Below are 24992 nucleotides of genomic sequence, written 5' to 3' on the forward strand. Positions count from 1 at the left end.
CCTTATTTACCTCCTTTAAGTTGCTTTCTTGGTTTGACAAAGCGTTCGATGATGTAGTGAACGCTGACAAAGAAGATAATTGAGGCTGTAACGATACTTACAAGCTCAGATGGTACTTGTGCAGCATTCATACCAGGGGCTCCAACTTGAAGAACACTGAAAAGGAAGGCTGCAAATAGAATTCCAACTGGTGAGTTTGAAGCAAGTAGGCTTACTGCCATACCGTTAAATCCGATTGCCAATGATGAACCTTGAACATAAACGTTTTGGAAGGTACCAAGTCCTTCTACTGCGCCACCAAGTCCTGCAAGGGCACCAGAAATAATCATTGATAGAATAATGGTGCGTTTTGCAGAAATACCTGCGTATTCAGAAGCATTTGGGTTGAGACCAACTGCACGGATTTCAAAACCAAGAGTTGTTTTCTTGAGCAAGAACCAGATAACTGCTACTGCTATGATGGCAAAGAAAATCCCAATGTTCATACGAGAGTTTCCAGTCAACTCAGCAAGCCATGGTGTCTGATAAGTTGCATTTGCACTTACTCGAATGGATGAGTCAGTACTTTGCATGATTTCTTTAGGGAAGTGATGAATAAAGGCATTTCCCACATAAAGAACAATGTAGTTCATCATGATGGTTACAATAACTTCAGATGTCCCAAGGTAGGCTCTTAAGATACCAGGAATAGCACCAACGACCCCTCCTGCAACTAAGGCAATTACAATCGTCGCAAGAATCATCAATGGTCGTGGCAAATCTGGGAAAGAGAGAGCGAACCAGCCACTCATAACCCAACCTGCGAGAGCTTGTCCTGGAAGACCAACGTTAAAGAAACCAGCACGACTTGCAACTGCAAATCCAAGGGCAATCAAAATTAAAGGTCCCATAGCACGGAAGATTTCACCGATTCCACGAACACTACCAAATGCTGTGTAGAATAGTTCTTCATAACCCCAGATAGCATCGTAGCCGAAAATCCACATGACGATGGCTCCGAGTAGAATTCCTAAAATAACAGAAATCAAAGGAACCGAAATTTGTTGTAATTTTTTAGACATCACTCTTCTCCTTTTCCAATTCACCACCAGCCATCAAGACACCAAGCTCTTGCTTGTTGGTTGTTTCTGGTGTTACAATGCCTTGAATCTTACCATCATGGATAACAGCAATTCTATCAGAGACATTTAGAATCTCATCTAGTTCAAAGCTGACTACAAGGACAGCTTTCCCATTATCACGTTCTTGAATCAAGCGTTTGTGAATGTACTCAATGGCACCGACGTCCAAACCACGAGTAGGTTGACTGACGATTAGGAGATCAGGATTTCGATCGACTTCTCGAGCGATAATTGCTTTTTGTTGATTTCCTCCAGAAAGAGCTGAGGCTGGAACAATCTCACTAGCAGCACGCACATCGAATTCTTGCATTAACTGCTTAGCGTACCCGATGATATTGGTGTAGTTTAAGATTCCCTTCTTGCTATGAGGTTCCTTATAGTAGGTTTGAAGAGCAATATTTTCAGAAATCATCATTTCTAAAACTAAACCATCACGGTGGCGATCTTCTGGAACGTGGCCTACACTCATTTCTGTAATTTGACGAGGGTGTAAACCTACGATAGACTGGCCTTTCAACTCCACGCTACCAGATTCAATCTTGCGAAGTCCTGTGATAGCTTGGATTAATTCAGATTGACCATTTCCATCAATACCGGCAATTCCGACAATCTCACCAGCTCGTACATCGAGTGAGAGATTTTTAACAGCAGGAACACCACGGTTTTCGTTTACTACTAGGTCTTTAATAGACAGAATAACTTCTTTAGGTTGAGCTTCCTGTTTCTCAGTTTTAAAGGAAACAGAACGTCCTACCATCATCTCAGCTAAGTCAGCATTAGTTGCACCAGCAATCTCTACTGTTTCAATAGATTTACCACGACGGATAACTGTAACACGGTCAGATACAGCACGAATCTCATCCAACTTATGGGTAATCAAGATAATTGATTTACCTTCTTTAACCAAGTTCTTCATAATAGCCATCAATTCATCAATTTCTGATGGCGTCAAAACAGCAGTAGGTTCGTCAAAGATAAGAATATCTGCTCCACGATAAAGTGTCTTCAAGATTTCAACACGTTGTTGAGCCCCAACAGAGATGTCTGCAACTTTGGCAGAAGGATTCACAGCAAGGCCATAACGTTCAGACAACTCATTGATTTCTCGAGTTGCACGAGCAATATCTAGCACACCATTTTTGATCAATTCACTCCCCAAAATGATATTTTCAGCAACAGTGAAAGCTTCTACCAACATAAAGTGTTGATGGACCATCCCAATCCCTAAGCTAGCTGCTTTTGATGGCGAATCTAGTTTTACAACTTGACCGTTGACCACAATTTCACCACTAGTTGGTTCTAGAAGCCCCGCTAGCATGTTCATAAGAGTAGACTTACCAGCTCCATTTTCTCCTAAAAGTGCATGAATTTCACCTTTACGAAGTTCAAGGTTAATCTTGTCGTTAGCGACAAATTCACCAAAAACTTTGGTAATTTCACGCATTTCAATGACATTTTCGTGTGCCATGTGCTCTTCCTTTCAGAGTTTTATTTTATTTCAATAAAACCTGCTAAAGAAATTTAGCAAGCTCTATTGAGACAAAACCATGTGTCTCAATTCTTAAAGAAGCGGCCCAAGACCGCTTCCTAAGAAATGACTTCCATCAATTATTTTTCAGGAACTTTGATGCTACCATCAAGGATTTTAGCTTTTGCATCTTCAACAGCTTTTTTACCTTCTTCAGAAAGATTTGTTACTGCCAAGTCAACACCTTTATCCTTCAATGAGTAAACGATAACTTGACCGCCAGGGAATTCACCTTTTTCAGTCTTGTTTGAGATATCTTGAACTGTTGTTCCAACTTGCTTCAATGTAGAAGCAAGCACGAAGTTAGCTTCTTTACCGTCTTTAGAAGTGTATTTACCTTCATCAACTTGGTCACGGTCTACACCGATAACCCAAACTTTTTCGTTTTCATTTTTACTTTCGTTCAATGATTTAGCTTCAGAGAAGACACCTGCTCCAGTACCACCAGCTGCTTGGTAGATAACGTCTGCACCTGCAGCGTATTGAGCTGCAGCGATTGTTTTACCTTTAGCCGCATCACCAAATGATCCAGCATAGTCTACTTGAACCTTGATAGATGGGTCAACTGACTCAACACCAGCTTTAAAACCAGCTGCGAAACGAGAAATAACTTCAGATTCCATACCACCTACAAAACCAACTTGTTTAGTTTTTGTAGTTTTAGCAGCTGCAACACCTGCAAGGTAAGCTGCTTCGTTGTCTGCGAAAGTAACGCTAGCAACGTTCTTTTGATCTTTAATCACATCGTCAATCAAAACATAGTTTTTATCTGAATGTTCTTTTGCTGCTTCTTCAACAGCGTTGTGAAGGGCAAAACCAACACCGAAAATCAAGTTGTAGCTTCCAGCTGCTTGGTTCAAGTTGTTAGCGTAGTCAGCTTCACTTGTTGATTGGAAGTAAGTGTAACCATTGTCTTTTGAAAGGTTGTGTTCTTTACCCCAAGCTTGAAGACCTTCCCAAGCTGATTGGTTAAATGATTTATCATCAACACCACCAGTATCTGTAACGATAGCTGCTTTAGTCTTCACATCAGAAGAAGATGAAGCTGCGTTACGAGAAGAGCGATTACCACATGCAGCAAGTCCAAATGCTGCTACTGCAACTAGACCAAGGCCTAGCCATTGTTTCTTGTTCATTACTGAACCTCCTAAATAAGATGCGCAACTAAGTTGCAAGTATGGATTAATTGGTCACAAGGACCCTTGCCACTCAGAGAGTGACACAGACTATTGCAAGTCTGTAAAAGAATATGGAAGTAATTCCCCGACCGTCATCTCGACCGTCGTTTTATCTTTGGCGACTAGAGTCACCTTTAGATCTGGTTTAAAAAATTCGACCATAACTTGGCGACAAGCACCGCAAGGCGAAATTGGTTTTTCAGTTTGACCATAGACAATCAATTCTGAAAAGTCTCGTTGTCCTTCAGAGACCGCCTTAAAGATTGCAGTTCTTTCGCCACAGTTGGTCAAGGGGTAACTAGCATTTTCAATGTTAACCCCTGTATAGATACTTCCGTCCTTGGCTACCAAAACAGCGCCAATCGGAAAATGTGAGTAGGGAACGTAAGCTTTTTTACTAGTTTCAATCGCTAATTCAATCAACTCAGTAGTCGCCATCAGCTAATTCTCCTTTTAAGATTGCAACACCAGAAGATGTTCCAATTCGAGTAGCTCCTGCTTCAACAAAGGCAACTGCATCTGCATAAGAACGAGCTCCACCAGCTGCTTTGACCCCCATATCAGGACCAACTGTCTGACGCATTAATTGAACATCTGGCAAAGTTGCCCCACCTGTTGAGAAACCTGTAGAAGTCTTGACAAAGTCTGCACCAGCTTTTTGAGCAAGTTGGCAAGCCAGAACTTTTTCTTCATCCGTTAACAAACAAGCTTCAATAATAACCTTAACAAGTTTGTCTCCACTTGCTTCAACAACAGCCTGAATGTCTGTCTCAACTAATGCAAGATTTCCTGATTTTAGTGCACCAACGTTAATAACCATATCAATTTCGTCAGCACCATTTTGGATGGCTTCTTTGGTTTCATAGGCTTTGACAGCTGAAGTTGTAGCTCCAAGAGGAAAACCTACAACTGTACAAACCTTGACATCAGTATCTGTTAGACCAGCTTTTGCATGCGAAACCCAGCAAGGATTGACACAAACACTGGCAAAATCGTAATCTCTTGCTTCAGATAGCAAACGATCGATTTGTTGTTCGGTCGCATCTTGCTTTAAAAGCGTATGATCAATGTATTTATTTAATTTCATTTCGGATTTTCCTTAAATCAGGAGATAATTTCTATGATTTCACGCATTTTTAGCGTTTCATCACTCATTTTAATTTTAACATATTTTTGGAAATCTGTAACTAGTTCCGGAGAAATTTTGCCATTTGCATATACTTTTGCGACAATTTCACCTTTTTTGACTGATTCTCCAACTTTCTTCTCAAAAACAATTCCTGTCTCATAATCAAGAGCATCTGTTTTGACTGCACGACCAGCACCTAATCTCATAGCGAAAAGACCGAACTCCATGGCTGGCAGTGCCTCAATAACACCATCTTCCTGAGCAGGAATTTCTACCACATGATCAACTGTTACAGGTCGATAAAGATCTTCTAAATCTCCACCTTGAGCGAGGACCATCGCTTCGAATTTCTTGAGTGCCTGACCATTTTCAAGATGTTGCCTTACTTCCTCGACTGTTTTTTCAACATTTGCCAGAGAAAGCATAATCTGGGCTAACTCACAGATAAAGTGACTAATATCCTCGCGTCCTTTACCCTGAAGAATTTCTAGTGCTTCTAGAATTTCCAAGCGATTCCCAATGGCACGTCCCAAAGGTTGACTCATATCCGTAATGACTGCTACTGTCTTACGCCCCACAGCTTTCCCGAGATTCACCATGGTTTGAGCCAGTTCACGCGCCTCGTCGACTGTTTTCATAAAGGCACCTTCACCGACAGTAACATCCAGCAAAATAGCATCCGCTCCAGCTGCAATCTTTTTACTCATGACAGAACTAGCAATCAAGGGAATAGTATCAACTGTTGCTGTCACATCACGTAGTGCATAGAGCAGTTTATCCGCTTTGACTAGTTGGTCAGATTGACCAATAACTGAAACCCCGATATCCTGAACCTGTTTGATAAAGTCATTTTGACTGCGTTCGACTTGAAAACCTTTGATAGATTCTAATTTATCGATAGTACCTCCGGTGTGCCCCAGACCTCTACCACTCATCTTGGCAACTGGTACGTCAAAACTAGCGACTAATGGAGCTAAAATCAAGGTAACCTTATCTCCTACTCCCCCGGTAGAGTGTTTATCGACCTTTATACCTTCAATAGCGGATAAATCAAATTCCTGACCTGTCTTGACCATGTTCATAGTCAAATCAGAAATCTCACGTGTGGTCATGCCTTTAAAATAAACAGCCATAGCAAAAGCAGACATTTGATAATCTGGAACAGTTCCAGCTACATAGCCTTCTACCAGCCATTTGATTTCACTTGAGGTTAGTTCTTGACCGTCTCTTTTTTTCTGGATTAGATCTACTGCTCTCATTCTTTCACACTTCTAAGGATATAATAACCCTTGTCTTTCTTCACGACCTCACAATTACCAAAAACTTCTTCCATCTTGTTTTTAGCACTAGGAGCTCCCTGTTTCTTTTGGATGACAATGGTCAAATCTCCACCATCCTTAAGATAATCAATACTTTTCTCAATGATTTCATGAACAACCTGCTTGCCTGCACGAATGGGCGGATTCGAAATGACATGATCGAATTGACCTTCTACCTGCTCATAAATATTGGACTGGAAGATAGTCGCTTGAACATTGTTTTTTACTGCATTTTGCTGGGCTAAATCCAGGGCACGATTATTGATATCCACCATGGTCGCTTGGGCACCATAAGCTTTAACCAAAGACAAGCCGATGGGACCATAGCCACAACCAACATCAAGGATTTTTTCATCTTTTTCGACATCTAGACATCTTAACAACAACTGACTTCCGAAATCAATCATTTTTTTACTAAAGACACCAGCATCTGTCAAAAAGGTCATCTTTTGCCCAAGTAGGTCAACTCTAAGTTCATGAACATCATGGGCTGCATCTGGATTTTCTGCATAATACATTTTACTCATAGGATTATTTTACCATAAAATTTAGATATTTTAAATCGTTTACACGGTCTATACCATCTAAGGCCCTAAGAAGAGATAACCTAGGAACATACTAATAAAAAAGGAAAAAATACAGGCTAGACCAAACAAGAAAAGCCACCATTTTCTTGTTAAAATGGCGAGAATCAAGTAAATAAAACCAATAATTGGTAGCAAGAACAACAAGACAAAGGCAGACCAACTATAGGTTTGACTTCCTAAACTCACAGTAAACTCAATCAATGTTGGAGACAACCACAAAATAGCAACAAGTAAACAACTTAGTTTTAGTATTTTATCACTTATTTCTACTCTCATAACATCACCTCTTTTGATGTTTATTCTACCTCTATTCTAACAAAGAAAGCGCTTTTTCTCAAATGATTCAGATGTCTTTCTTTGTAAATTATGGTATACTGAGGTATCAAACGAGGAAATTTTATGACCAACGAATTTATACATTATGAAAAAATCAGTCGCGGAACTTGGCAATCTTTACATCGTAAAACTACACCTCCTTTAACCGAGGAGGAATTGGATTCGATTAAGAGTTTTAATGACCAGATTAGCCTCCAAGATGTAACAGATATTTACCTGCCGCTAGCTCATCTGATTCAAATCTACAAACGCTCCAAAGAAGACCTAGCCTTTTCAAAAGGGATTTTTCTCCAGAGAGAGAGTAAAAATCAGCCTTTTATTATCGGAATTTCAGGTAGTGTCGCTGTTGGCAAATCAACTACTAGCCGACTCTTACAAATTTTGCTTTCCCGTATTTTTCCAGAAGCAAGTGTTGAATTAGTGACAACTGATGGCTTTCTGTATCCTAACAGTATCTTAAATGAGCGAAATATCCTAAACCGAAAAGGTTTCCCTGAGAGTTATGATATGGAAAGCTTGCTCGATTTCCTTGATCAACTTAAAAACGGTCAGGATGTAGATATCCCCGTTTATTCTCACGAAATCTACGATATCGTACCTGATAAAACACAAAGAGTTCAAGCAGCGGATTTTGTCATTGTAGAAGGTATCAACGTCTTTCAAACACCACACAACAGCCGTCTTTATATTACAGACTTCTTCGATTTTTCAATCTATGTAGATGCTGCAGTCGAGGATATCGAGAGCTGGTATTTGGATCGTTTCTTGAAACTTCTTAGCTTTGCACAAGATGATCCAAACAACTATTACTATCGTTTCACCCAGCAACCAATCAGTGAAGTCAAAGATTTTGCTCATCAGGTTTGGACAAGTATTAATTTGACCAATCTACAAAACTACATCGAACCAACCAGAAATCGGGCTGAAGTCATTCTTCATAAATCTAAAAATCATGAAATTGATGAAATTTATTTAAAAAAGTGATTTCCCCTTGTCAAAATAATAGTTTTCAGATATAATGGTATAGTTAGTAAATATGGAGGTAAGAACATTGGCAAACATTAAATCAGCTATCAAACGCGCTGAATTGAACGTTAAACAAAACGAAAAGAACTCAGCTCAAAAATCAGCTATGCGTACTGCTATCAAAGCTTTTGAAGCAAACCCATCTGAAGAACTTTACCGTGCTGCTAGCTCAGCCATCGATAAAGCAGAAACTAAAGGTTTGATCCACAAGAATAAAGCTAACCGTGATAAAGCACGTCTTGCAGCTAAACTTGGTTAATCTTTAACTGGATACAAAATGAGCTCTTCGGAGCTTTTTTTGTACACATTTTTCTGGAGGTTATCATGAAAATTGCTATTATAGGATATTCAGGCTCAGGCAAATCTACTCTGGCAGAAAAACTTTCCAGCTACTACTCCATTCCTAAACTCCATATAGACCAATTGCAATTTCAGCCTGGGTGGCAAGATAGCGATCGCGATTGGATGTTAAAGAAAATGAAGACTTTCCTTTCTAAACATGAGGATTGGGTTATCGACGGCAACTATAGCTGGTGTTGCTATGAGGAAAGAATGGAGCAAGCTGATCAGATTATCTTTTTAAACTTCTCAGCATGGAATTGTTTAGCAAGAGCCTTTAAACGCTATCTAAGATACAGAGGAAAAGTTAGAGAAAGTATGGCAGACGGTTGTCCTGAACGTTTTGACTGGGAGTTTATCCGCTGGATTCTTTGGGATGGACGAACGAAAAATGCTAAGGATAGATACCAATACTTAAACAAAACATACCCTAAGAAGATGCGCATTCTCCATTCTCAAGCAGAGATTGATTGTTTCTTACAATCTCTTCAAAATAGACGATAGAGCAACATTTCATTAAGGTCACAGTATGGACTGAATGACTAAAAAAGGAAGATTTTCATCCAGAAAGTCTTCCTTTTGCGTTCTCTTTTAGTCAGCAATCAATGTTTCCAAACCAACCTTCATCATATCAGTGAAGGTGTTTTGACGTTCTTCTGCTGTAGTGTCCTCTTCTGGATTAACCAAGCTATCAGAAATCGTCATAATAGCTAAAGCATCGACGTGGTGTTGGGCAGCAAGATAGTAGAGGGCTGCTGCTTCCATTTCTACAGCTTTCACGCCCCATTTACCAAGTTCAATGTTCTTCTCAAAGTAGTTTGAATAGAAAACGTCTGATGACAATACATTTCCGACATGAGTAGTCATACCAAGGTCTTTGGCAATGTGGTAAGCCTTATCTAGCAAGTCAAAACTTGCGATTTGTGGGAAATCGTATTGAGGCCAATCGTTGCGGATGATGTTTGAATTAGTTGCAGCTGCTTGAGCCAAGACCAATTCACGGACGTGAACATCCTCATTCAAAGAACCAGCCGTTCCCACACGGATCAATTTCTTCACTCCGTAGTCGACAATCAACTCGCGCGCATAAATAGAAATGGATGGCATCCCCATTCCTGTTCCCATAACAGATACACGGTGACCTTTGTAAGTACCTGTGTAACCAAACATGTTACGGACTTCGTTGAAACAAACAGCATCTTCTAAAAAGTTCTCAGCGATAAATTTCGCACGAAGAGGATCCCCAGGAAGAAGAATTTTATCAGCAATTTCACCCTGCTTAGCAGCAATATGGATAGACATAATTAAGATATAAAGGGCGACAGAGAACAAAGTAAAAATAGGAAACTGACGACGCATCGCAGATGTTAGAAAGTTTATCTTTTTTACACAGTTCTCCGCCCGTATTCAGTTAAGCGAATACGGTAAACCCATCCTTTCTTTTTTTATTGATTAATTAGAAAAGCTTTCCGCTTGTGTTCAAATCTGAACACATGATCTACCTTTCTTTATTAAATGATATTGATTATAAATTTAAAATATATTTTTGATTAGAAAAATTAGAGTATTCTTATTAATTTTCTATTATCCTTGTCTCTGGTCGTAAGTATTTCTCCCAAGGGATTCGGTCCAGCATTTTAGCAAAACCAAATGCCAAGTAAGCAGTCACCAAAAGAAAAGGTATAGCCTCTAATGATTGACCAGTGAACCCCATTACCAATCCAGTTGCAGACAGGGGTGCCTTCAAGGTCACAGCTAAAAAGCAAACCGAACCTAATAGTAAGACTGCTGGCTGGTTGCCACCTCCTAGAATCATGGTCAAGAGTGCAGCTCCTGCCATCCCTAAGGCAAAAGATGGGGTCAAGGTACCGCCATAGGCACCTGCCCAAAGGGTAACTAAAACGACCAAGGCTTTCAAGACAAATAAGAGGATTACCGTCTTGGCATTACTGCCGTTTAAAATTTCCTGAGCCATCATACGCCCATTACCAAGTAGATGAGGCAAATGGTTAGCCAATCCAACAAGGAAAAGGAATGTTACAGGCAGAGTATAGAGTATCCGCTTGTCCTTTATTCTCTTTGAAGAAACTTGTTTGTTGAAGCGACTAAAAAGCCAAGCGAGTGGAGTCAGGAAAAGAACTAATAAGGGAATAAGCCACATATCACCTAGTGACCAAGTCAAAGCTGGAATCTGGTAGAGAGCATGATCTGAAACAACAAAGCCTGCTGTAAAGGCTGATACATATGTAGTCAGACCGACCAAGAAAAAACGTTTGACAGATAAAGCAATTCCCAAGGTTTCAAAAACGAAAAACACACTCGTTAACGGAACCTGATAGACAGCTGCTAAACCCGCACTAGCTCCACAGGCAATGAGAAAGATTTGGTCCTTCACGGAGAGAGAAAAAATATTGGCAATAGGTCTTGCAAATAAAGCTCCAATCTCCCGCGGCGCAGCTTCCTTACCGATAGGAGCTCCTCCTCCAACTGCAACAATCTGCCAAATTGAATGAACTAGCTGTTTTAAAAAATGAAGTTTATATTGTGACGTTTCATCTTTCATCTGCGCTTTGATGGAAAAAATCTTTGCTTTTCTTTGCAAGAAATACCAGACCAAGGCAGAACTGACACCCACGATGATTAAACTGAAGCCTATTCGTGATGAGGCAACACCATCTGTCAAGAATCCAGTGTTATGCTCTGTCTGACCAAAAGCAATCCCTTCAACCAGCTCTAAAAGATAATGGAGCAAAATTCCGAATATACCTGTAACTAGCCCCAGCATGATAACCGCTAGGACTAATTTGAGGTTATATGGGATCTTCTGAAGACTCCTCCTCAACTTATGTACCATGATTATAATTCAGCAAGAATCGCTTTCAGCAATCCTTTGAAGTCGCCTTTGACGCGTTCTGTCACTTCCACTACTTCTTCGTGGTTGAGTTCTTCTTGGAAACCAGCAGCATGGTTAGTGATACATGAAATTCCTAGAACTTTTAAGCCTGAGTGGGCTGCCACAATAACTTCAGGAACAGTTGACATACCGACAGCATCTGCACCAAGAGTCTTATATGCACGGATTTCAGCTGGAGTTTCATAAGTTGGACCTGTCACACCGATATAAACCCCATCATCCAGTTTAATGCCCAATTTGTCTGCTACTTGATGAGCAGTCTCACGGTATTCTGGAGTGTAAGCTTTCGACATATCAGGGAAACGTGGACCAAAGTCATCCAAGTTTTCACCAATCAATGGGTTTTGACCAGTCATATTGATGTGGTCAGTAATAGCCATCAAGGTACCAGGACCGAAGCCGATACCTCCAGCAGCGTTGGTTACAAGCACTCCTTCACATCCCAAAACTTTCATGACACGAACTGGGAAAGTCACCACTTCAAGAGGATTTCCTTCGTAGAAGTGGAAACGACCTTGAAGAGCCAAGACTTTACGTCCAGCAAGATCACCATAAACCAATTTCCCAGCATGTCCGACTACTGTGGATTGACCCCAGTTTGGAATGTCAGAGTAGTCTACTACGACTGCATTTTCGATTTCTTCAGCCAATTCTCCAAGACCTGAACCAAGGATCAAACCGAACTCAGGAGCTTCGATTCCTTTGCCCTTCAAAAATGCTGCTGTTTCATTGATTTTATTTAATAATGTCATTAGGTATCTCCTTCTTTATGTTTTAAAAATTGACCAATTTTGTCAAAGGTATTAGCGTTACGAATGGTAATATTGCGATAGAAAGGCATCTTAAGCAAGTGCTTGTGATAAGCTGTTTTAGAGTAGCTAGCTTCTGACAATTTACCCCAGAAGATCCCTAATTTCCCAAAATGAAGCACTTCATCGACCAGTTCCAAACTGTTCACTTTCTCGATGACTTGATCCACATCCAAGCTCTCAGTGTAAAAGAGCACATCCTTGCGAGCCATCTCATGATTCCACCAATCAGGAAGATTTCTAAGCTCCTTTTCATAGTCTTCAAGACTCAGCAAGGAAAAACTCTGAATAAATGGATAGCGTCTTTCAAAGAAAGCCTGTAAATTCTCTATTAATTTAGTTCTAGGCACAATGCTATTAAAGAAAATATTACCACTATTGATGTAGGTTTCTACATTTTCTAATCCCAACTCCGTCAATTCTTGACGCAGTTGAGTCATGACTACCTTATTCTTTCCACCGACATTAATGCCTCTAACAAGTAAAGCGTAGCGAATCATCTTAAACTAATTTATCCAAGAAGCTTTCACCTATCATGGCTTTTTCAACACCAAAGTTGTCCGCAATTGTTGCTGAGATGTCAGCGAAGTGCCCAACTGGAAGTAATCCATTACCTTTAAATGATGGACTGTAAGCTAAAAGTGGAATATATTCACGAGTATGGTCGGTACCAGCATAGGTTGGGTCATTTCCGTGGTCAGCAGTAATCAAAAGAAGATCGTCTTCTCTCATTGCTGCCATAATTTCTGGCAAGCGCTCATCAAACTCATGCAAACAATCACGATAGCCGTGTGGATCACGACGGTGTCCATATAAAGCATCAAAGTCTACCAAGTTTGTGAAGGAGAACCCTTTTTCAAATTCAGGAAGTCCCATAGTCTTCAATAGTGTATCAATTCCATGACTATTTGACTTATTGTGACCCATATCGTGGTTGATACCAGCACCGTTGAAGATATCGTTGATCTTACCAACTGCATAGGTGTCGATACCAGCTTCATTCAATTTATCCAAAACAGTTGGCGCAAATGGTGAAACAGCCAAGTCACGACGGTTGGCCGTACGAATGAAGTTTCCAGGCTCACCAACGTAAGGACGAGCAATAATACGACCTAGAAGTGCTGGACGTTCCAAAGTGATCGAACGAGCATATTCACAGATACGGTAGAGTTCATCCAAAGGAATGATGTCTTCGTGAGCTGCGATTTGAAGAACTGGGTCAGCTGATGTATAGATAATCAACTCGCCAGTTTCCATTTGACGTGGTCCAAAGTCATCGATGACAGCTGTTCCTGAGTATGGTTTGTTGGCTTCGCGGATGACCTTGCGACCTGAGAATTCTTCGATTTTTGTCAAGATTTCTTCTGGGAATCCATTCCAGAAAGTATCAAACGGTTCTGTAATATTAAGACCCATGATTTCCCAGTGACCTGTCATGGTATCTTTTCCAAGAGAGACTTCTTCTAACTTCGTAGCGTAACCAGTTGGATTGCTCTCAGCTGGAACAGTCTTCAAGGCTTGTTCACGAGGAATGTTCCCAAGACCAAGTTTTGCCATATTTGGAACATTCAAACCTACTGATTTTGAAATGTGCCCAAGAGTATCTGATGCACCATCAGGAACACCAGCGTTGACAAAGTTATGAGCATCTGGTGCTGCACCGATTCCTACAGAATCTAGTACCACTAAGTGAATACGATTAAATTTTGGCATAGTATGTCTCCTTATTATTTTGATTATTTCGCTTTTGTTGAAGTTAAAATCTGAACGCCCTCTTGTCCAGCAACGATGACCTTGTCCACCATTTGGTTAAACAATCCATGCTCGACGACACCAACGACATGATCCAATTCTTGTCCCAGAGCAATTGGGTCTTCAATCACTTCCAGGGCCAAATCGATGATAAAGTTTTGCATATCCGTCACAAAACGTTGACCATCTTTTTCACGAAAGCTCGGTTTATAGCCAGCTCGTTCAAATAGACGGAAGACCTGTTCGGCACCATATTGAACCACCTCTACTGGTAATTTAAAGGCACCAAGTTTCTCTACTAGCTTACTTTCATCAACAACCCAGACATATTCTTTAGATGGAGTTGCGACAACCTTTTCCATGAGAAGGGCCCCACCACCGCCTTTGATTCCGTTAAACTGACTGTCTACTTCATCTGCACCATCAACTGTCAGATCTACAAAGTCCACTTGATCAATAGACTTAAGAGGAATATTGAGTCCTTCTGCCTGCTTGCTGGTCACACTAGAAGTCGTTACAGCTGTAATCTGTAAGCCCTCTTCCTTGATACGACGACCTATTTCTTCTACGAAATAGTAGGCAGTTGAGCCTGTTCCAAGCCCGATAACCATACCATCTTTGACGAACTCGGCAGCTTTAATCCCTGCCATTTTTTTCAGATTTTCCACTTATACACCTCCAAATAGAGCTACTTCTATTATAGCATGAATACGCTTCAAATTCATCCAAATATCAGAAAAACCCGAACATTTTATTTCGGGTTTTTGATTCTTATTTAACCATGTCAGGGTCATAGTCGTAAAATCCAGTATCCAAGAAACGATTTTTAGGGTGAAGTTTGCGAACTTCTTCATCGAGCAAGAAGGCTTGGTCATGTGTAAAGTTACCTTCTTGAATTAAATTGCGCGCTTGGATAAAGAGTTTTGCAATTTCTACAAAATTTTGGCCTGGAGTGTAGAGACCTTCAAGTTTCCAATGAGTGAATCCATGCTCAACTAATTCTGTTAACTTGGTCATCAAATCAAGGTCATTGTTAGCAAAGATATGAGTCCCATGATTGTCTTCAAAAATAGAATAATGGCTCTCTGGGGCACTTGGCTCAGCCAAGAACAAGTCACGTTGACGAGATTTTTCATCATCAATCTGTGTGAAGTTATAGTAGTTTTGCAAGAGCGGACGCTTAGAATGGTGGATAACACTAGCACCATAAACCAAAACTTCTGCTGGAATTTCTAAAATTTCAGGCATTTTGAAAAGTTCAGCAGACGGGATTTCACGCGCCAAAACAGCTTCTGACGCTCCTGCTTTTTGTCCCCAGAAATTAATCTGACGACTGCTAGTTACCATGGTTGATGCGTCATAGATGGTTTTAAAAGAATAACCATCACGGTTGACCACATAAAATACCCCTGCATCTCCAACAGTAATATAGTCCGTCTTGATTTCCTCTAGAAAGTCCAAGAATGGCTTGATACGGTCCATCATGTCTTGGTGCATGAGGGCATTGACCGCAACGATTAATTCCTTCCCTGCATCGTGAACGATTTTTGCAATTTCACGCAATTCTTCATGACTAAAGGTGGTCGGCAAACGAAGTCCAAAATCTTTTTCACCAACATAAATACGGTCGACACCAGCCTCGATTAGCTGTTTCACTTGTTCAATACTTTCAGCAGTTGCTGTAATGATAATCTTTTCCATAGACAAAATTATACCACATTTCCAAAAAATCAGCTATATAGAAAAGTGAGTCTTATGATGCGAAATTTCAAAAAAGTGAACTGCATCAATGGCAGTTCACTTTTTCGTATTATACTTGTGTCTTTTCAACAAGTCGTCCATCATCCATAACATAAACACGGTCAACCTTATCCAGCAAGCGAGTATCATGAGTAATCATGACAACTCCCCTGCCTTGCTCATGGGCAATTGAAGCCAGCATATCTGTAACCTGGTAAGCACGTTGTGTATCCAAGCTGGCTGTTGGCTCATCTGCAAGTACAATACTCGGATTATTGTATAGGGCTCTAGCAATTGCGGCTCGTTGGCGTTCTCCACCTGAGAGAGCTTTTGGATAGTGGTTTTGAACCTTCTCCAAATCCAACAAACTAAATAACTCTTGTCGGTCACTTTTTATAGATTTCTTTTTATCCAAACGGTCAATTAAATCTAATTGCTCCTTGACTGTTAAAAAGGGAATCAGATTTGAAGCCTGGAGGATAAAGCCAAATTCACTAAAGCGCAAATCCGTTTTTTCTTTCTCGGTTAGGTTTCCAGTCTCATTTCCCTTTACCAGAATCTTGCCACTTGAAGCTTCTTGAAGTTGGCCTAGAGTCGTTAAAAAGGTTGTTTTACCTGACCCAGAAGGCCCCACAATCGCTACAAACTCACCAGCATTTAGCTGAAAATTGGTCTCATGGAGAGCTGTAACTTTCATATTACCTTCGCCATATATTTTTGTCACTTGAATCATTTCAATTAATATCGTCATTTCATTCTCCTTATCATTCTGCTATGGCCGTAATTGGATCTACTTTTAGCAGACGAGGAAGCGAAATGACGCCTCCTAGAAGAGCCATCAAGCAGATGACCAGGCTTAACACAAAGTATGCCAGCCAACTAGGGTAGAAAAAGAAGGTTGCAGGTAAGACTAAAATGACAGCCCCAATGGCTAATAAAGCCATGCTTATTCCCAAACCAGATAAGAGAAAGATTTGACAGAAAAGGGACCATACGATAGATTTTATCTGAATTCCTTGTGCTCGCATAATGCCATAAAGACCTAATTTTTGAATGGTAATGATATAAATAAAAATCCCAACAATCAGACCTGTAATGACAATCATAGCTAGAATCATTCCTGAGAATACATTGACCTGAGGGGTATAGCCAGGAATTTTAGAAATCATTTTTTGAATAGAAATCTGCTTCAAGCCATCGCCAGTCACTTCTACATCATTTTGCAATACCAATGCAGAGATCGAACGATTGCCTTTTGTTATTCCTTGTAAATCCCAATACGTTGTTAAACTTGTAAAGACAACAGGTTCCGTGAAAAATTTATTTCCTCTGGTCAAACCTACAATCTTAAAACTTGTCTCACTTCCGTTGAGTTGAATAGCATCCCCGAGTTTGATGCCGTAATTTTCAAAAGACTGATCCACTACCACTTCTTGGTCATTTTCTGGGTAACGCCCTTCAATCAAGGTTGGCGAGATAAAACTGTCCCACTCTTGACCAAAAATAGAGACATTCATCTTGTAACTACTATTAACAAGGTTTGTCACAGCAAACATGTAGCTAAGGGGAACAGCATCCTTAGACACTTTATCTTTGTAGTCTTTTTCTGGTATAAAGGATGCAGTCAAATTATCATTTGCATAATCGGATAGCACAACTCCTGTTGCTTGCCAATTATCAATAGCAGCCCTGTTATTTCGAACAAGCCCGAGAGCCAAACTGGTCATAAAAAAGACCATAAAAGCAATGAGAAAAATGGTTGTTAGAATTAAACTGTAACGCAGTTTATTCTGTAAAATTTCTTTGAAAGCAAGATACATGCCAATCTCCTTTAAGTATTCTGTTGTCGAGGGAACAAATCTCCTCTTTACCATAGCACTAAAGATAGAAAACTATCTCGTCATGAACAACTAGAATCAATTTAAAAGAATCCTGTCCTTACTTCAAAATTGAATTTATTTGCATCTGTGTATGATTTTTATTCGTTTCAACCTTCAAATTTTCCTCGTACATAATATGAGAAAATGATAAAGTTTAAACGGTTTACTCATCCTATCATTTTCCCATCAGCATGTCAAGAAAACCGAAATTGGCCTTGATAACAGATTTTATGCAATTTGTAACAATCCTGTAATAATTCTCTCTTTAAAAAATGATAAAATAGTAATGTATTGTTAAGGAGAGAAATATGCCCGCAAGAAAACTACACCCGTATGAGTTTGAACAAGAAAGTATAAAAACTGCTCAGTTTCAAGATTATATCCCAGAAAATACTTCTGTTGCTAGTGTAAAGGAAGTCCTATTTTTTGTAAACATTGCTTGCTTCTGTGTCTTTTTAGCTATCTTTAGCTTTATGTTCTTATCGCTTAAATTGAACACTGTTTTATCATTTGCTTTGGCTATCGGCCTCAGTCTTGTAGCTTTACAATTTCAGCGCACTTTTATCAAGAAAAAATTCAAATAAAAACCTTCGATGAATCGAAGGTTTTTTTATTTATTCTTTCGTTTTGATGGTGTTGTGATAGCAATCTTGACTTCAAAAATTGTTCCGTTAGGTTTGTTATCTTTCACACTGATAGAGCCTTTTAAGGCATCGACGATCTGCTTAGCTAAAGATAAGCCTAAACCGAAACCACCCTTTTGCCGTGTACGTGCCTTATCCACGCGATAAAAACGATCAAAGATTTTCTTTTTATCGGCTGCAGAAATACCGATTCCATTATCAGCTACCGTTAGGTAGAGGCTTCGTTCTTTCGTTGAAATCTCAAAATATATATCTCCTTCTTCTTCTGTATACTTGACCGCATTGTCAAACAGAATCGTCATCAATTGCTTGAGGAGGAGTTTATCTGTGATAATGGTGCGATGAACACGATTTTGGAAACGAAAGACACGATTATTCTCGGACGCAATCATCTCATAGTTAGTAAAGGTTGTATTAAAGAAGTCTGGCTCTACCTCTCCAAACTCAGGCTTGATTCCATCATCTCTACGTGCCAGATTGAGAAGGTTAGTTGTTAGAAATTTCATATTTCGAACTTCTTCTAAACTAGAAGCGATACTCTCACTTGACTCCATAATGGTCGCCTCTGGTTTTCTAAAAAGAGTTTCCAGACGGTTCTGAAGAACTGCCAACGGAGTCCGTAATTCATGACTGGCATTTTCCACAAAACTTTTCTGCTTTTGCATACTTTCAAGTAAGGGTTTAACACTGACACGTGCAAGATAGAGACTGGCTAAGATAGATAGAATCCAGAAACTTGCCATGACCACCACAATCAACTGTTCGTGGTTTTGACTAATCTGTTCTAACTGACTAGTATTGATCAAGACAGCAGCATACTTAATGTTACTTGAAACAGAATCAATATTCATTTCTGTCAAGACGACGCGGTAAACCTCATCCTGACCATAGCTATTGACAATATGAAGCTGACGAATATGGTTTAAATCCTTTTTATTGAAGGTTATTCTATCCAAACCTAAGAAGCGATTGCCAGTTACTAACTGATTAAGGTTAGAATCCAGCAAAATAACCTCCGTATTGGAGCTAATTGTGACTCTTTTATCCGGATTTGAGGTAACATTTCCACCATCTATATCCTTAACATCTTCTGTTGCACGATTGACCGCTAATTGAATGATATCCTGAGGATTATTGCTAAGCGCTAAAAGTTTCTCATCTACAGACGTGTATAGACTGGAGTGCATAACCTGCAGGATAATCAAGGTCATTGCAGAGAAAATTAGTGTAAAAACTCCAAAATTACGGATAAAGTAGCTGAAATCTTCTGCGTACCAATTCTTTTTAAATTTATTAAACATGTTTTAAAATATACCCAACACTACGCAAGGTTTGTAGATTTTCAGCAAAGGCTGTTCCCTTTAATTTCTTACGAACTTTTGATACATAAACTTCTACTACTGAAATAGTCGTATCACTATCAAATCCCCATAGACGGTCAAAAATCTGTGTCTTAGGCAGGATAACATTTTGGTTTTGGAGGAAATAGACCAAGAGTTCAAATTCCTTACCGAGCAACTCAACAGAGCTATCATGAACCTTTACTTCATTTGTAGAGAGGTTTACTGTCAAGTCGCCATATGAAAGAGTGTTTTCATTAAATTTTCCAGAACGTTTGAGAAGGGCTTGAATACGCATCTTGAGCTCTTCTAAATAGAAGGGTTTTGTCAGATAATCATCTGCTCCAAGCTCAAATCCATGTCCCTTATCATCGAGACTTTCCTTGGCTGTCATGATGAGAACAGGAGTCGAAATGCCTTTTTCACGCAATTCTTTTAAGACCTGGAAGCCATTTTTCTCAGGCAACATCAAGTCTAATAGAATCAAATCATATACGCCACTTTCAGCCTCATAAAGACCTTCTTCTCCATCAAAAACCTGCATGACATCAGCAAAATCATCCAAAAAATCAAAGACTGAATTTGACAGGCCTAGGTCATCTTCCACTAATAGAATTTTGATCATCAAAAATTCCTCCTTATTAAGCTTATTATAACAAAAATATCTTAAAAAAAACTCAACTTTCCTTGTTTTTCTAGGAAAAAGTTGAGTTTTTATCATCTATTTTGACTTGAATGTGTTAAGCCTTGCTATATTGTGCAACTGCTGCTTCAACGGCTGCTTTTTCACGCTTAATCAATTCGACGCGAGCTGCGATATCCTTGATACCCATACGGATATTACGGCTAAGAGCTAGGTCAGAAACTTGTGGTTCAAAGAAGGCTTTGTATTCTGCCAAGCGTTCTTCAGTTTTAAAGATATTAGAAGGGTAGATGACGAATCGATCAAAGCTCATATCTCCACCTAGAGCACCTTTAACCCAATCCCAGTTTTCACGCGCCCATGTCCAAGCAGTTTCTTGAGTGGCCTTGTGTCCAAGGAAGTGGAGGTACCACAATGCAAGGTCTTGTGGTTTGACGATAAATTTATCCTTCCAAGTTGCAAGAAGCGTTTGGATATTTTCTGCATCTGTACTGTATGATAGGGCTGCAGCTAACTGACGTTTAAAGACGGCATCTGTGGCATGAGTGTATAGGTCGAGGTAAAGAGCTACCAATTCTTTTGTCTCATGATGTTTCATTTCATTGATGAGAACTTGTGAACGAATAGCTGCTGGAAGACCTGCAAGATTGTCCTTATGAGCTGCAAAGATTTGACTTGCGACTTGGCTCGCTTCCTCATCATTTGAGCGAATCATCATTGAGATTGTCAATTGACGAACCAATTCATCCTCATCTGCTTCTCCGTCTTTTGCTTCAAATCCAAGGCGGTCGTAGTTGTAACGAGCAAGTTTCGCAACAAGTGCTTTAAAGGCTTTCTCAGTTTCAGTTCCTTCATCGATAAAGCGTTCAAGAGCTGAAATAACTTGAGAAACTGCTGCAACAACTAGGTAAGATTCTTCTTGTGCCAATTGATCCACAACTGGAAGCAAGTCAGCAAATGAAATATGACCAGCTTCAGCCAACAAACGACGTTCTTGGACGATTTGAAGTTTGCTTGTATTATCAAGTTCTACTAATTCTGAAAGGATTGCATCCAACAATTCACCTTGATAGTCTGTAATGTAGTGGGCTGTATTTTCAGTGTTAAGTCGAAGGGCTGTTTTGTTTTCAGCAAGCAAAGCAGCGTAGCCAGGAATCTCAATACTTTCAGTTTCGAGTGTATCTGGCAAACCTTTCCAGTTGCTGTTGAGTGGCACTACCCAGAGACGGTTCTCATCTTCGTGTTCACCGATGAAGAATTGTTTTTGTGAAATCTTCAATACATCGTTTTCAACTTTAACAGTCAAGACTGGATAACCAGGTTGCTCCAACCAAGAATCCATAAAGGCTGCTACGTCACGACCCGATGCTTGACCAAGAGCATTCCATAAGTCACGACCAATGGTATTTCCGTATTGGTGTTTTTCAAAGTAGGTATGCAATCCTTTCGCAAAATCAGCATCTCCTAGCCAACGACGAAGCATGTGCATGAGACGGCTACCCTTGGCGTAGACAATAGCTGGATCAAAGAGAGTATTGATTTCGTCTGGATGAGTTACTTCTACGTGAACTGACTGAACACCATCTGTCGCATCACGTTTAAGAGCTGAAGGAACACCACTTGTTTGGAAGTCTTCAAAGATATTCCAGCTTGGCTCGATGGCGTCCACACAGACATATTCCATCATGTTCGCGAAGCTTTCATTGAGCCAAAGGTCATCCCACCACTTCATAGTCACAAGGTTACCAAACCATTGGTGAGCAAGCTCATGGGCAATGACAAGAGCAACTTGTTGACGGCTGGCAAAGGTTGAGTTTTCGTCCACAATCAAGTAAACTTCACGGTAAGTGACAAGACCCCAGTTTTCCATAGCACCAGATGAGAAGTCAGGAAGGGCGATATGAAGAGATTGAGGGATTGGATACTTGACTCCGTAATAGTCTTCGTAAAATTCGATAGAACGAACAGCGATATCTAGTGAGAAATCAAGGTTTGAAAGTGGATGTGCCTTGGTTGAGTATACACCTACCAAGGTACCATTTTTAGTTGTAGCAGTTACCCCTTGCAAGTCACCAGCTACGAAAGCTAGCAAGTAAGAAGACATACGAGGTGTAGTTTCAAACTTCCAGATGCCAGTTTCTTTGCGGTTTTCAACATCGATTTCTGGCATGTTTGACAAGGCAAGTTCGCCTTCTGCTTGGTCAAAACGAAGAGCTAGGTCAAAGGTTGCTTTCGCTTCTGGCTCATCCACACATGGGAAGGCTTCACGGGCAAAGTGGCTCTCAAACTGTGTAGACAAGACTTCCTTCTTAACTCCATCAACTGTGTAGTATGATGGATAGATTCCTGTCATGTTGTCTGTGATTTTACCTGAAAAAGCAATAACGAATTCAACTGAACCTGCTTCTGTAAGTTCGATATGAAGAGCTTCGTTTTCATTATCAACTGTGAATGTACAATCTTGTCCTGCTACTTCAACTGAAGCAATTTCCAAGTCTTTTTGGTGAAGGGAAATACGGTCACTTTTAGCTTGACCAGTAATGGTTACTTTTCCTGAAAACGTCTTGGTCTCACGACTCAAGTCTAAAAATAAATCATAATGTTCAGGAACAAATTTTTCGATATAATGTTCTACTGCTTGCATCATATTCTCCTATTCTAAATTTCTGAGCATATGCTCTAGTTCAAACATACCTATTTTATCATATTTTAAGTCAGAAAAAAGCTTTGAAAGTTCATTTATACAATTTTTGTCTTTTTAAACCGGAATAATGAGAAAACAGTTTTTATTAACACCTAGAATTTCTATATTTTAAGCCTGTTTTGGTATTTTGTCAAAACAAGTCAAAAGACTCCAAAATTTATAGGAAATTCGCACCTATTTCGTTGACTAATGCATACGTTAGTGCTAAAATTAGTGTGTTTGGTATATTAATACTTAATCTATGACAATCATTATGTTTTTTTTAATATATTGCACTTCTATTATTAGTTTTCTTCAGAAGTGAATCCAATATTTAAAAAATTCATTGGTTATTTTTTAAATATTGGATTCACGTCCATGAAATAAACTAGCAGAAAATCCCTTTTACGTTTAAAAGTCACTCTAAATGTAAATTAGTTAATAACATACGGAGTCTTAAAACTATTGCATTAATTTATCTTCAATGGAGCTGGAGTAAACTGCAATAAAGAAAGAATTTTTCGTCAGAATAGGACTGTCAATTTTATTAAATGATATCAATCAACATTTTGGGTGTTATTACCAAACAAGAAGATTTTATGGAAGAAAGGAATGGAGGAACAAGTGAAAACTTTCTATAAAAAATTATTCGCGTTTGTAGCAATGTTCAGTGTAGTTGCTCTTGGTTTGTCAATCATCAAGCCAGTTTCTGCAGCAACTGTCACTCCGACTATTACAAACCTTAAAGCAGATACATCTGGTCAAAAGGTCACATTTTCTTTTGACTGGGACTTAACAGGTAAATCTGTTAAAGAAGGAGATACTTTTACCATCGACGCTCCCGAAGGTTTAAATATCACAGAACTCGCAACGCAATCACTTCAAGCCAACGGTGCTGAAGTAGCTACCTTGTCAATGACAAACAAGAAGATTACTTTTACTTTTAAAAAAGCAATCGAAGCCATGAACCAAAATGTTAAGGGTGGATTCCAATACCGAGCAGTGTGGGATAGCACTCCAGGAAATCCTGGAAACAAGACCGCCACTTCTAAAGTCGGTTCAGAATCTGTCATCATTACTCGCCCTGATGGACCTGGCGTATTTGAATCTGTTTTGAACAAGTACAACCTTGATGGTTCCTATGTAGCTAAGCAATTCAAACTAGACGTTTCTGAAAACTATGCCTGGATGAATGTTGGTGATGACTACTATCTAACAAAATGGTTCATCCGTATCAACGGAGATGGTAAGAAACAAGCCATCACAAACCCTGTTGTATCAGATAAAATCCAAGCTCCAGCCGTCGATTACTCAAAAATCACTTTTGCTCCTGCTGCAAACCACGCTGCAAATGAATTCTTTGTAGGAACTTACTTGAAACCATCCTTCACTTTAAGAAAAGGTGGACAAGTAGTTGCTTCTGGTTGGGATTTCTGGAAACATGTGAAATTCGATGCAGATGGCAATGGATTCACTGTAAACTTATCTGATGTCAGTGATGTATTTAAAACATCGTCTAGCGATGAATTGATCGTTGAATACCAAACAATCATTCCTAAGACAACTATCCGTATCGATAACAACGCTACCTTGACTTCAGATGAAATCACAACACCTCAAACAGACCCAGCCTTCTGGAACAACAATGAGTTGAAATTCTGGGTTTCTGGTGACACAACTGTGACAGTTCAGAAAGAGTGGGTTGGTGACGAAGAAGCTGACCGTAAAGATATTACTGTTCAATTGTATGCTGACGGCCAAGCCTTAGAAGGGTTGACACAAACTCTTACAAAAGCTACTGGTTGGAAAGCAGAATTTACTAAATTACCAGGTATCAAAGACGGTAAGAAGATTGAGTACTCAGTAGTGGAAACAAATACACCTGAAGGTTATACTTCTAAAGTTGAAAAAATTGATGATGCAAACGTGATTAAGGTCGTCAACACATCAAACAAACCAACTACTACAACAACGACTACAGAGTCAACAACGACTACTGAATCAACGACTGCATCAACTACAGA

Annotated in this window: 25 protein-coding genes; 5 read left to right on the forward strand and 20 right to left on the reverse strand. The window is 39.7% G+C overall.

Annotation, left to right across the window (positions count from 1 at the left end; genetic code table 11):
* Nucleotides 1-2: 2 nt before the first annotated feature.
* The 8 genes from NML75_RS04310 to NML75_RS04345 form a co-directional block, all read right to left on the reverse strand.
* Nucleotides 3-1061, reverse strand: a complete 1059-nt coding sequence (locus NML75_RS04310) for an ABC transporter permease (protein WP_049495875.1) — start codon at nucleotides 1059-1061, stop codon at nucleotides 3-5.
* Nucleotides 1054-2589, reverse strand: coding sequence for an ABC transporter ATP-binding protein (locus tag NML75_RS04315; RefSeq protein ID WP_254804136.1), 1536 nt, complete (start codon nucleotides 2587-2589; stop codon nucleotides 1054-1056). Before NML75_RS04315 ends, NML75_RS04310 begins: the two co-directional genes overlap by 8 nt.
* A gap of 140 nt (nucleotides 2590-2729) precedes the next feature.
* The gene (locus tag NML75_RS04320) at nucleotides 2730-3785 is read right to left on the reverse strand and encodes a BMP family lipoprotein (protein ID WP_254804137.1); all 1056 of its coding nucleotides are present in this window, start codon (nucleotides 3783-3785) and stop codon (nucleotides 2730-2732) included.
* A 90-nt stretch (nucleotides 3786-3875) separates the two neighbouring features.
* Nucleotides 3876-4265, reverse strand: coding sequence for a cytidine deaminase (locus NML75_RS04325; protein ID WP_004253174.1), 390 nt, complete (start codon nucleotides 4263-4265; stop codon nucleotides 3876-3878).
* Nucleotides 4252-4914, reverse strand: coding sequence for a deoxyribose-phosphate aldolase (deoC, locus tag NML75_RS04330; protein WP_254804138.1), 663 nt, complete (start codon nucleotides 4912-4914; stop codon nucleotides 4252-4254). Before deoC ends, NML75_RS04325 begins: the two co-directional genes overlap by 14 nt.
* A 17-nt stretch (nucleotides 4915-4931) precedes the next feature.
* Nucleotides 4932-6215, reverse strand: a complete 1284-nt coding sequence (locus NML75_RS04335) for a pyrimidine-nucleoside phosphorylase (protein WP_254804139.1) — start codon at nucleotides 6213-6215, stop codon at nucleotides 4932-4934.
* Complete coding sequence (locus NML75_RS04340) at nucleotides 6212-6802, reverse strand: class I SAM-dependent methyltransferase (RefSeq protein ID WP_006148718.1); 591 nt, start codon at nucleotides 6800-6802, stop codon at nucleotides 6212-6214. The genes NML75_RS04335 and NML75_RS04340 overlap by 4 nt, the downstream gene beginning before the upstream one ends.
* 57 nt (nucleotides 6803-6859) lie before the next feature.
* A complete protein-coding gene (locus tag NML75_RS04345) occupies nucleotides 6860-7138 on the reverse strand; it encodes a hypothetical protein (RefSeq protein ID WP_036754498.1) in 279 nt (92 codons plus the stop codon).
* A 123-nt stretch (nucleotides 7139-7261) separates the two neighbouring features.
* Between NML75_RS04345 and coaA the strand changes: the two genes are divergently transcribed.
* The 3 genes from coaA (at nucleotide 7262) to NML75_RS04360 (ending at nucleotide 9067) form a co-directional block, all read left to right on the forward strand.
* Nucleotides 7262-8182, forward strand: coding sequence for a type I pantothenate kinase (coaA, locus tag NML75_RS04350; RefSeq protein WP_006148720.1), 921 nt, complete (start codon nucleotides 7262-7264; stop codon nucleotides 8180-8182).
* A gap of 52 nt (nucleotides 8183-8234) precedes the next feature.
* Entirely contained in the window at nucleotides 8235-8483 is a 249-nt protein-coding gene (gene rpsT / locus NML75_RS04355; RefSeq protein WP_029689886.1) for a 30S ribosomal protein S20, read from the forward strand.
* 65 nt (nucleotides 8484-8548) lie between these two features.
* Nucleotides 8549-9067, forward strand: coding sequence for a DNA topology modulation protein (locus NML75_RS04360; RefSeq protein WP_254804140.1), 519 nt, complete (start codon nucleotides 8549-8551; stop codon nucleotides 9065-9067).
* Nucleotides 9068-9154: 87 nt separating this feature from the next.
* On the opposite strand, the gene deoD is transcribed toward NML75_RS04360, so the two are convergent.
* The 9 genes from deoD to NML75_RS04405 all read right to left on the reverse strand — a co-directional run bounded on the left by deoD (nucleotide 9155) and on the right by NML75_RS04405 (nucleotide 17598).
* Nucleotides 9155-9865 carry a purine-nucleoside phosphorylase gene (gene deoD, locus NML75_RS04365; RefSeq protein WP_004253139.1) on the reverse strand — a complete coding sequence of 237 codons (711 nt, stop codon included), beginning with the start codon at nucleotides 9863-9865 and terminating at the stop codon, nucleotides 9155-9157.
* A gap of 271 nt (nucleotides 9866-10136) precedes the next feature.
* Nucleotides 10137-11417: a chloride channel protein gene (locus tag NML75_RS04370; RefSeq protein ID WP_254804141.1), complete on the reverse strand. Its 1281-nt coding sequence runs from the start codon at nucleotides 11415-11417 to the stop codon at nucleotides 10137-10139.
* Nucleotides 11418-11419: 2 nt separating this feature from the next.
* Nucleotides 11420-12229 (reverse strand): purine-nucleoside phosphorylase, encoded by an 810-nt coding sequence (locus NML75_RS04375; protein WP_070677156.1) that lies wholly within the window; start codon nucleotides 12227-12229, stop codon nucleotides 11420-11422.
* A complete protein-coding gene (locus NML75_RS04380) occupies nucleotides 12229-12786 on the reverse strand; it encodes a DUF1697 domain-containing protein (protein WP_254804142.1) in 558 nt (185 codons plus the stop codon). Before NML75_RS04380 ends, NML75_RS04375 begins: the two co-directional genes overlap by 1 nt.
* 1 nt (nucleotide 12787) lies before the next feature.
* Nucleotides 12788-13999 (reverse strand): phosphopentomutase, encoded by a 1212-nt coding sequence (locus NML75_RS04385; protein WP_254804143.1) that lies wholly within the window; start codon nucleotides 13997-13999, stop codon nucleotides 12788-12790.
* A 23-nt stretch (nucleotides 14000-14022) separates the two neighbouring features.
* On the reverse strand, nucleotides 14023-14706 hold the full coding sequence (rpiA, locus tag NML75_RS04390; protein ID WP_254804144.1) for a ribose-5-phosphate isomerase RpiA: 684 nt from the start codon (nucleotides 14704-14706) through the stop codon (nucleotides 14023-14025).
* 103 nt (nucleotides 14707-14809) lie between these two features.
* Complete coding sequence (locus tag NML75_RS04395; RefSeq protein WP_045615139.1) at nucleotides 14810-15739, reverse strand: peptidase U32 family protein; 930 nt, start codon at nucleotides 15737-15739, stop codon at nucleotides 14810-14812.
* A 109-nt stretch (nucleotides 15740-15848) separates the two neighbouring features.
* Nucleotides 15849-16529, reverse strand: coding sequence for an ABC transporter ATP-binding protein (locus NML75_RS04400; RefSeq protein ID WP_045615140.1), 681 nt, complete (start codon nucleotides 16527-16529; stop codon nucleotides 15849-15851).
* Between the two features lie 13 nt (nucleotides 16530-16542).
* Entirely contained in the window at nucleotides 16543-17598 is a 1056-nt protein-coding gene (locus tag NML75_RS04405; protein WP_254804145.1) for an ABC transporter permease, read from the reverse strand.
* A gap of 368 nt (nucleotides 17599-17966) precedes the next feature.
* On the opposite strand from NML75_RS04405, the gene NML75_RS04410 reads away from it, so the two are divergent.
* Entirely contained in the window at nucleotides 17967-18242 is a 276-nt protein-coding gene (locus NML75_RS04410; RefSeq protein ID WP_195183292.1) for a DUF3270 family protein, read from the forward strand.
* A 26-nt stretch (nucleotides 18243-18268) separates the two neighbouring features.
* On the opposite strand, the gene NML75_RS04415 is transcribed toward NML75_RS04410, so the two are convergent.
* From NML75_RS04415 to NML75_RS04425, 3 genes are all read right to left on the reverse strand, one after another.
* Nucleotides 18269-19603 carry a sensor histidine kinase gene (locus NML75_RS04415; protein WP_254804146.1) on the reverse strand — a complete coding sequence of 445 codons (1335 nt, stop codon included), beginning with the start codon at nucleotides 19601-19603 and terminating at the stop codon, nucleotides 18269-18271.
* Nucleotides 19596-20267 (reverse strand): response regulator transcription factor, encoded by a 672-nt coding sequence (locus tag NML75_RS04420; protein WP_254804147.1) that lies wholly within the window; start codon nucleotides 20265-20267, stop codon nucleotides 19596-19598. The genes NML75_RS04415 and NML75_RS04420 overlap by 8 nt, the downstream gene beginning before the upstream one ends.
* 115 nt (nucleotides 20268-20382) lie before the next feature.
* The gene (locus NML75_RS04425) at nucleotides 20383-22929 is read right to left on the reverse strand and encodes a M1 family metallopeptidase (RefSeq protein ID WP_254804148.1); all 2547 of its coding nucleotides are present in this window, start codon (nucleotides 22927-22929) and stop codon (nucleotides 20383-20385) included.
* 651 nt (nucleotides 22930-23580) lie between these two features.
* Here NML75_RS04425 and NML75_RS04430 point away from each other — a divergent pair.
* The coding region (locus NML75_RS04430; RefSeq protein ID WP_254804149.1) for a Cna B-type domain-containing protein at nucleotides 23581-24992 on the forward strand (1412 nt) is incomplete at its 3' end.

It is taken from the genome of Streptococcus sp. CF4-3 (assembly GCF_024295385.1).
GTDB lineage: Bacteria > Bacillota > Bacilli > Lactobacillales > Streptococcaceae > Streptococcus > Streptococcus infantis_I.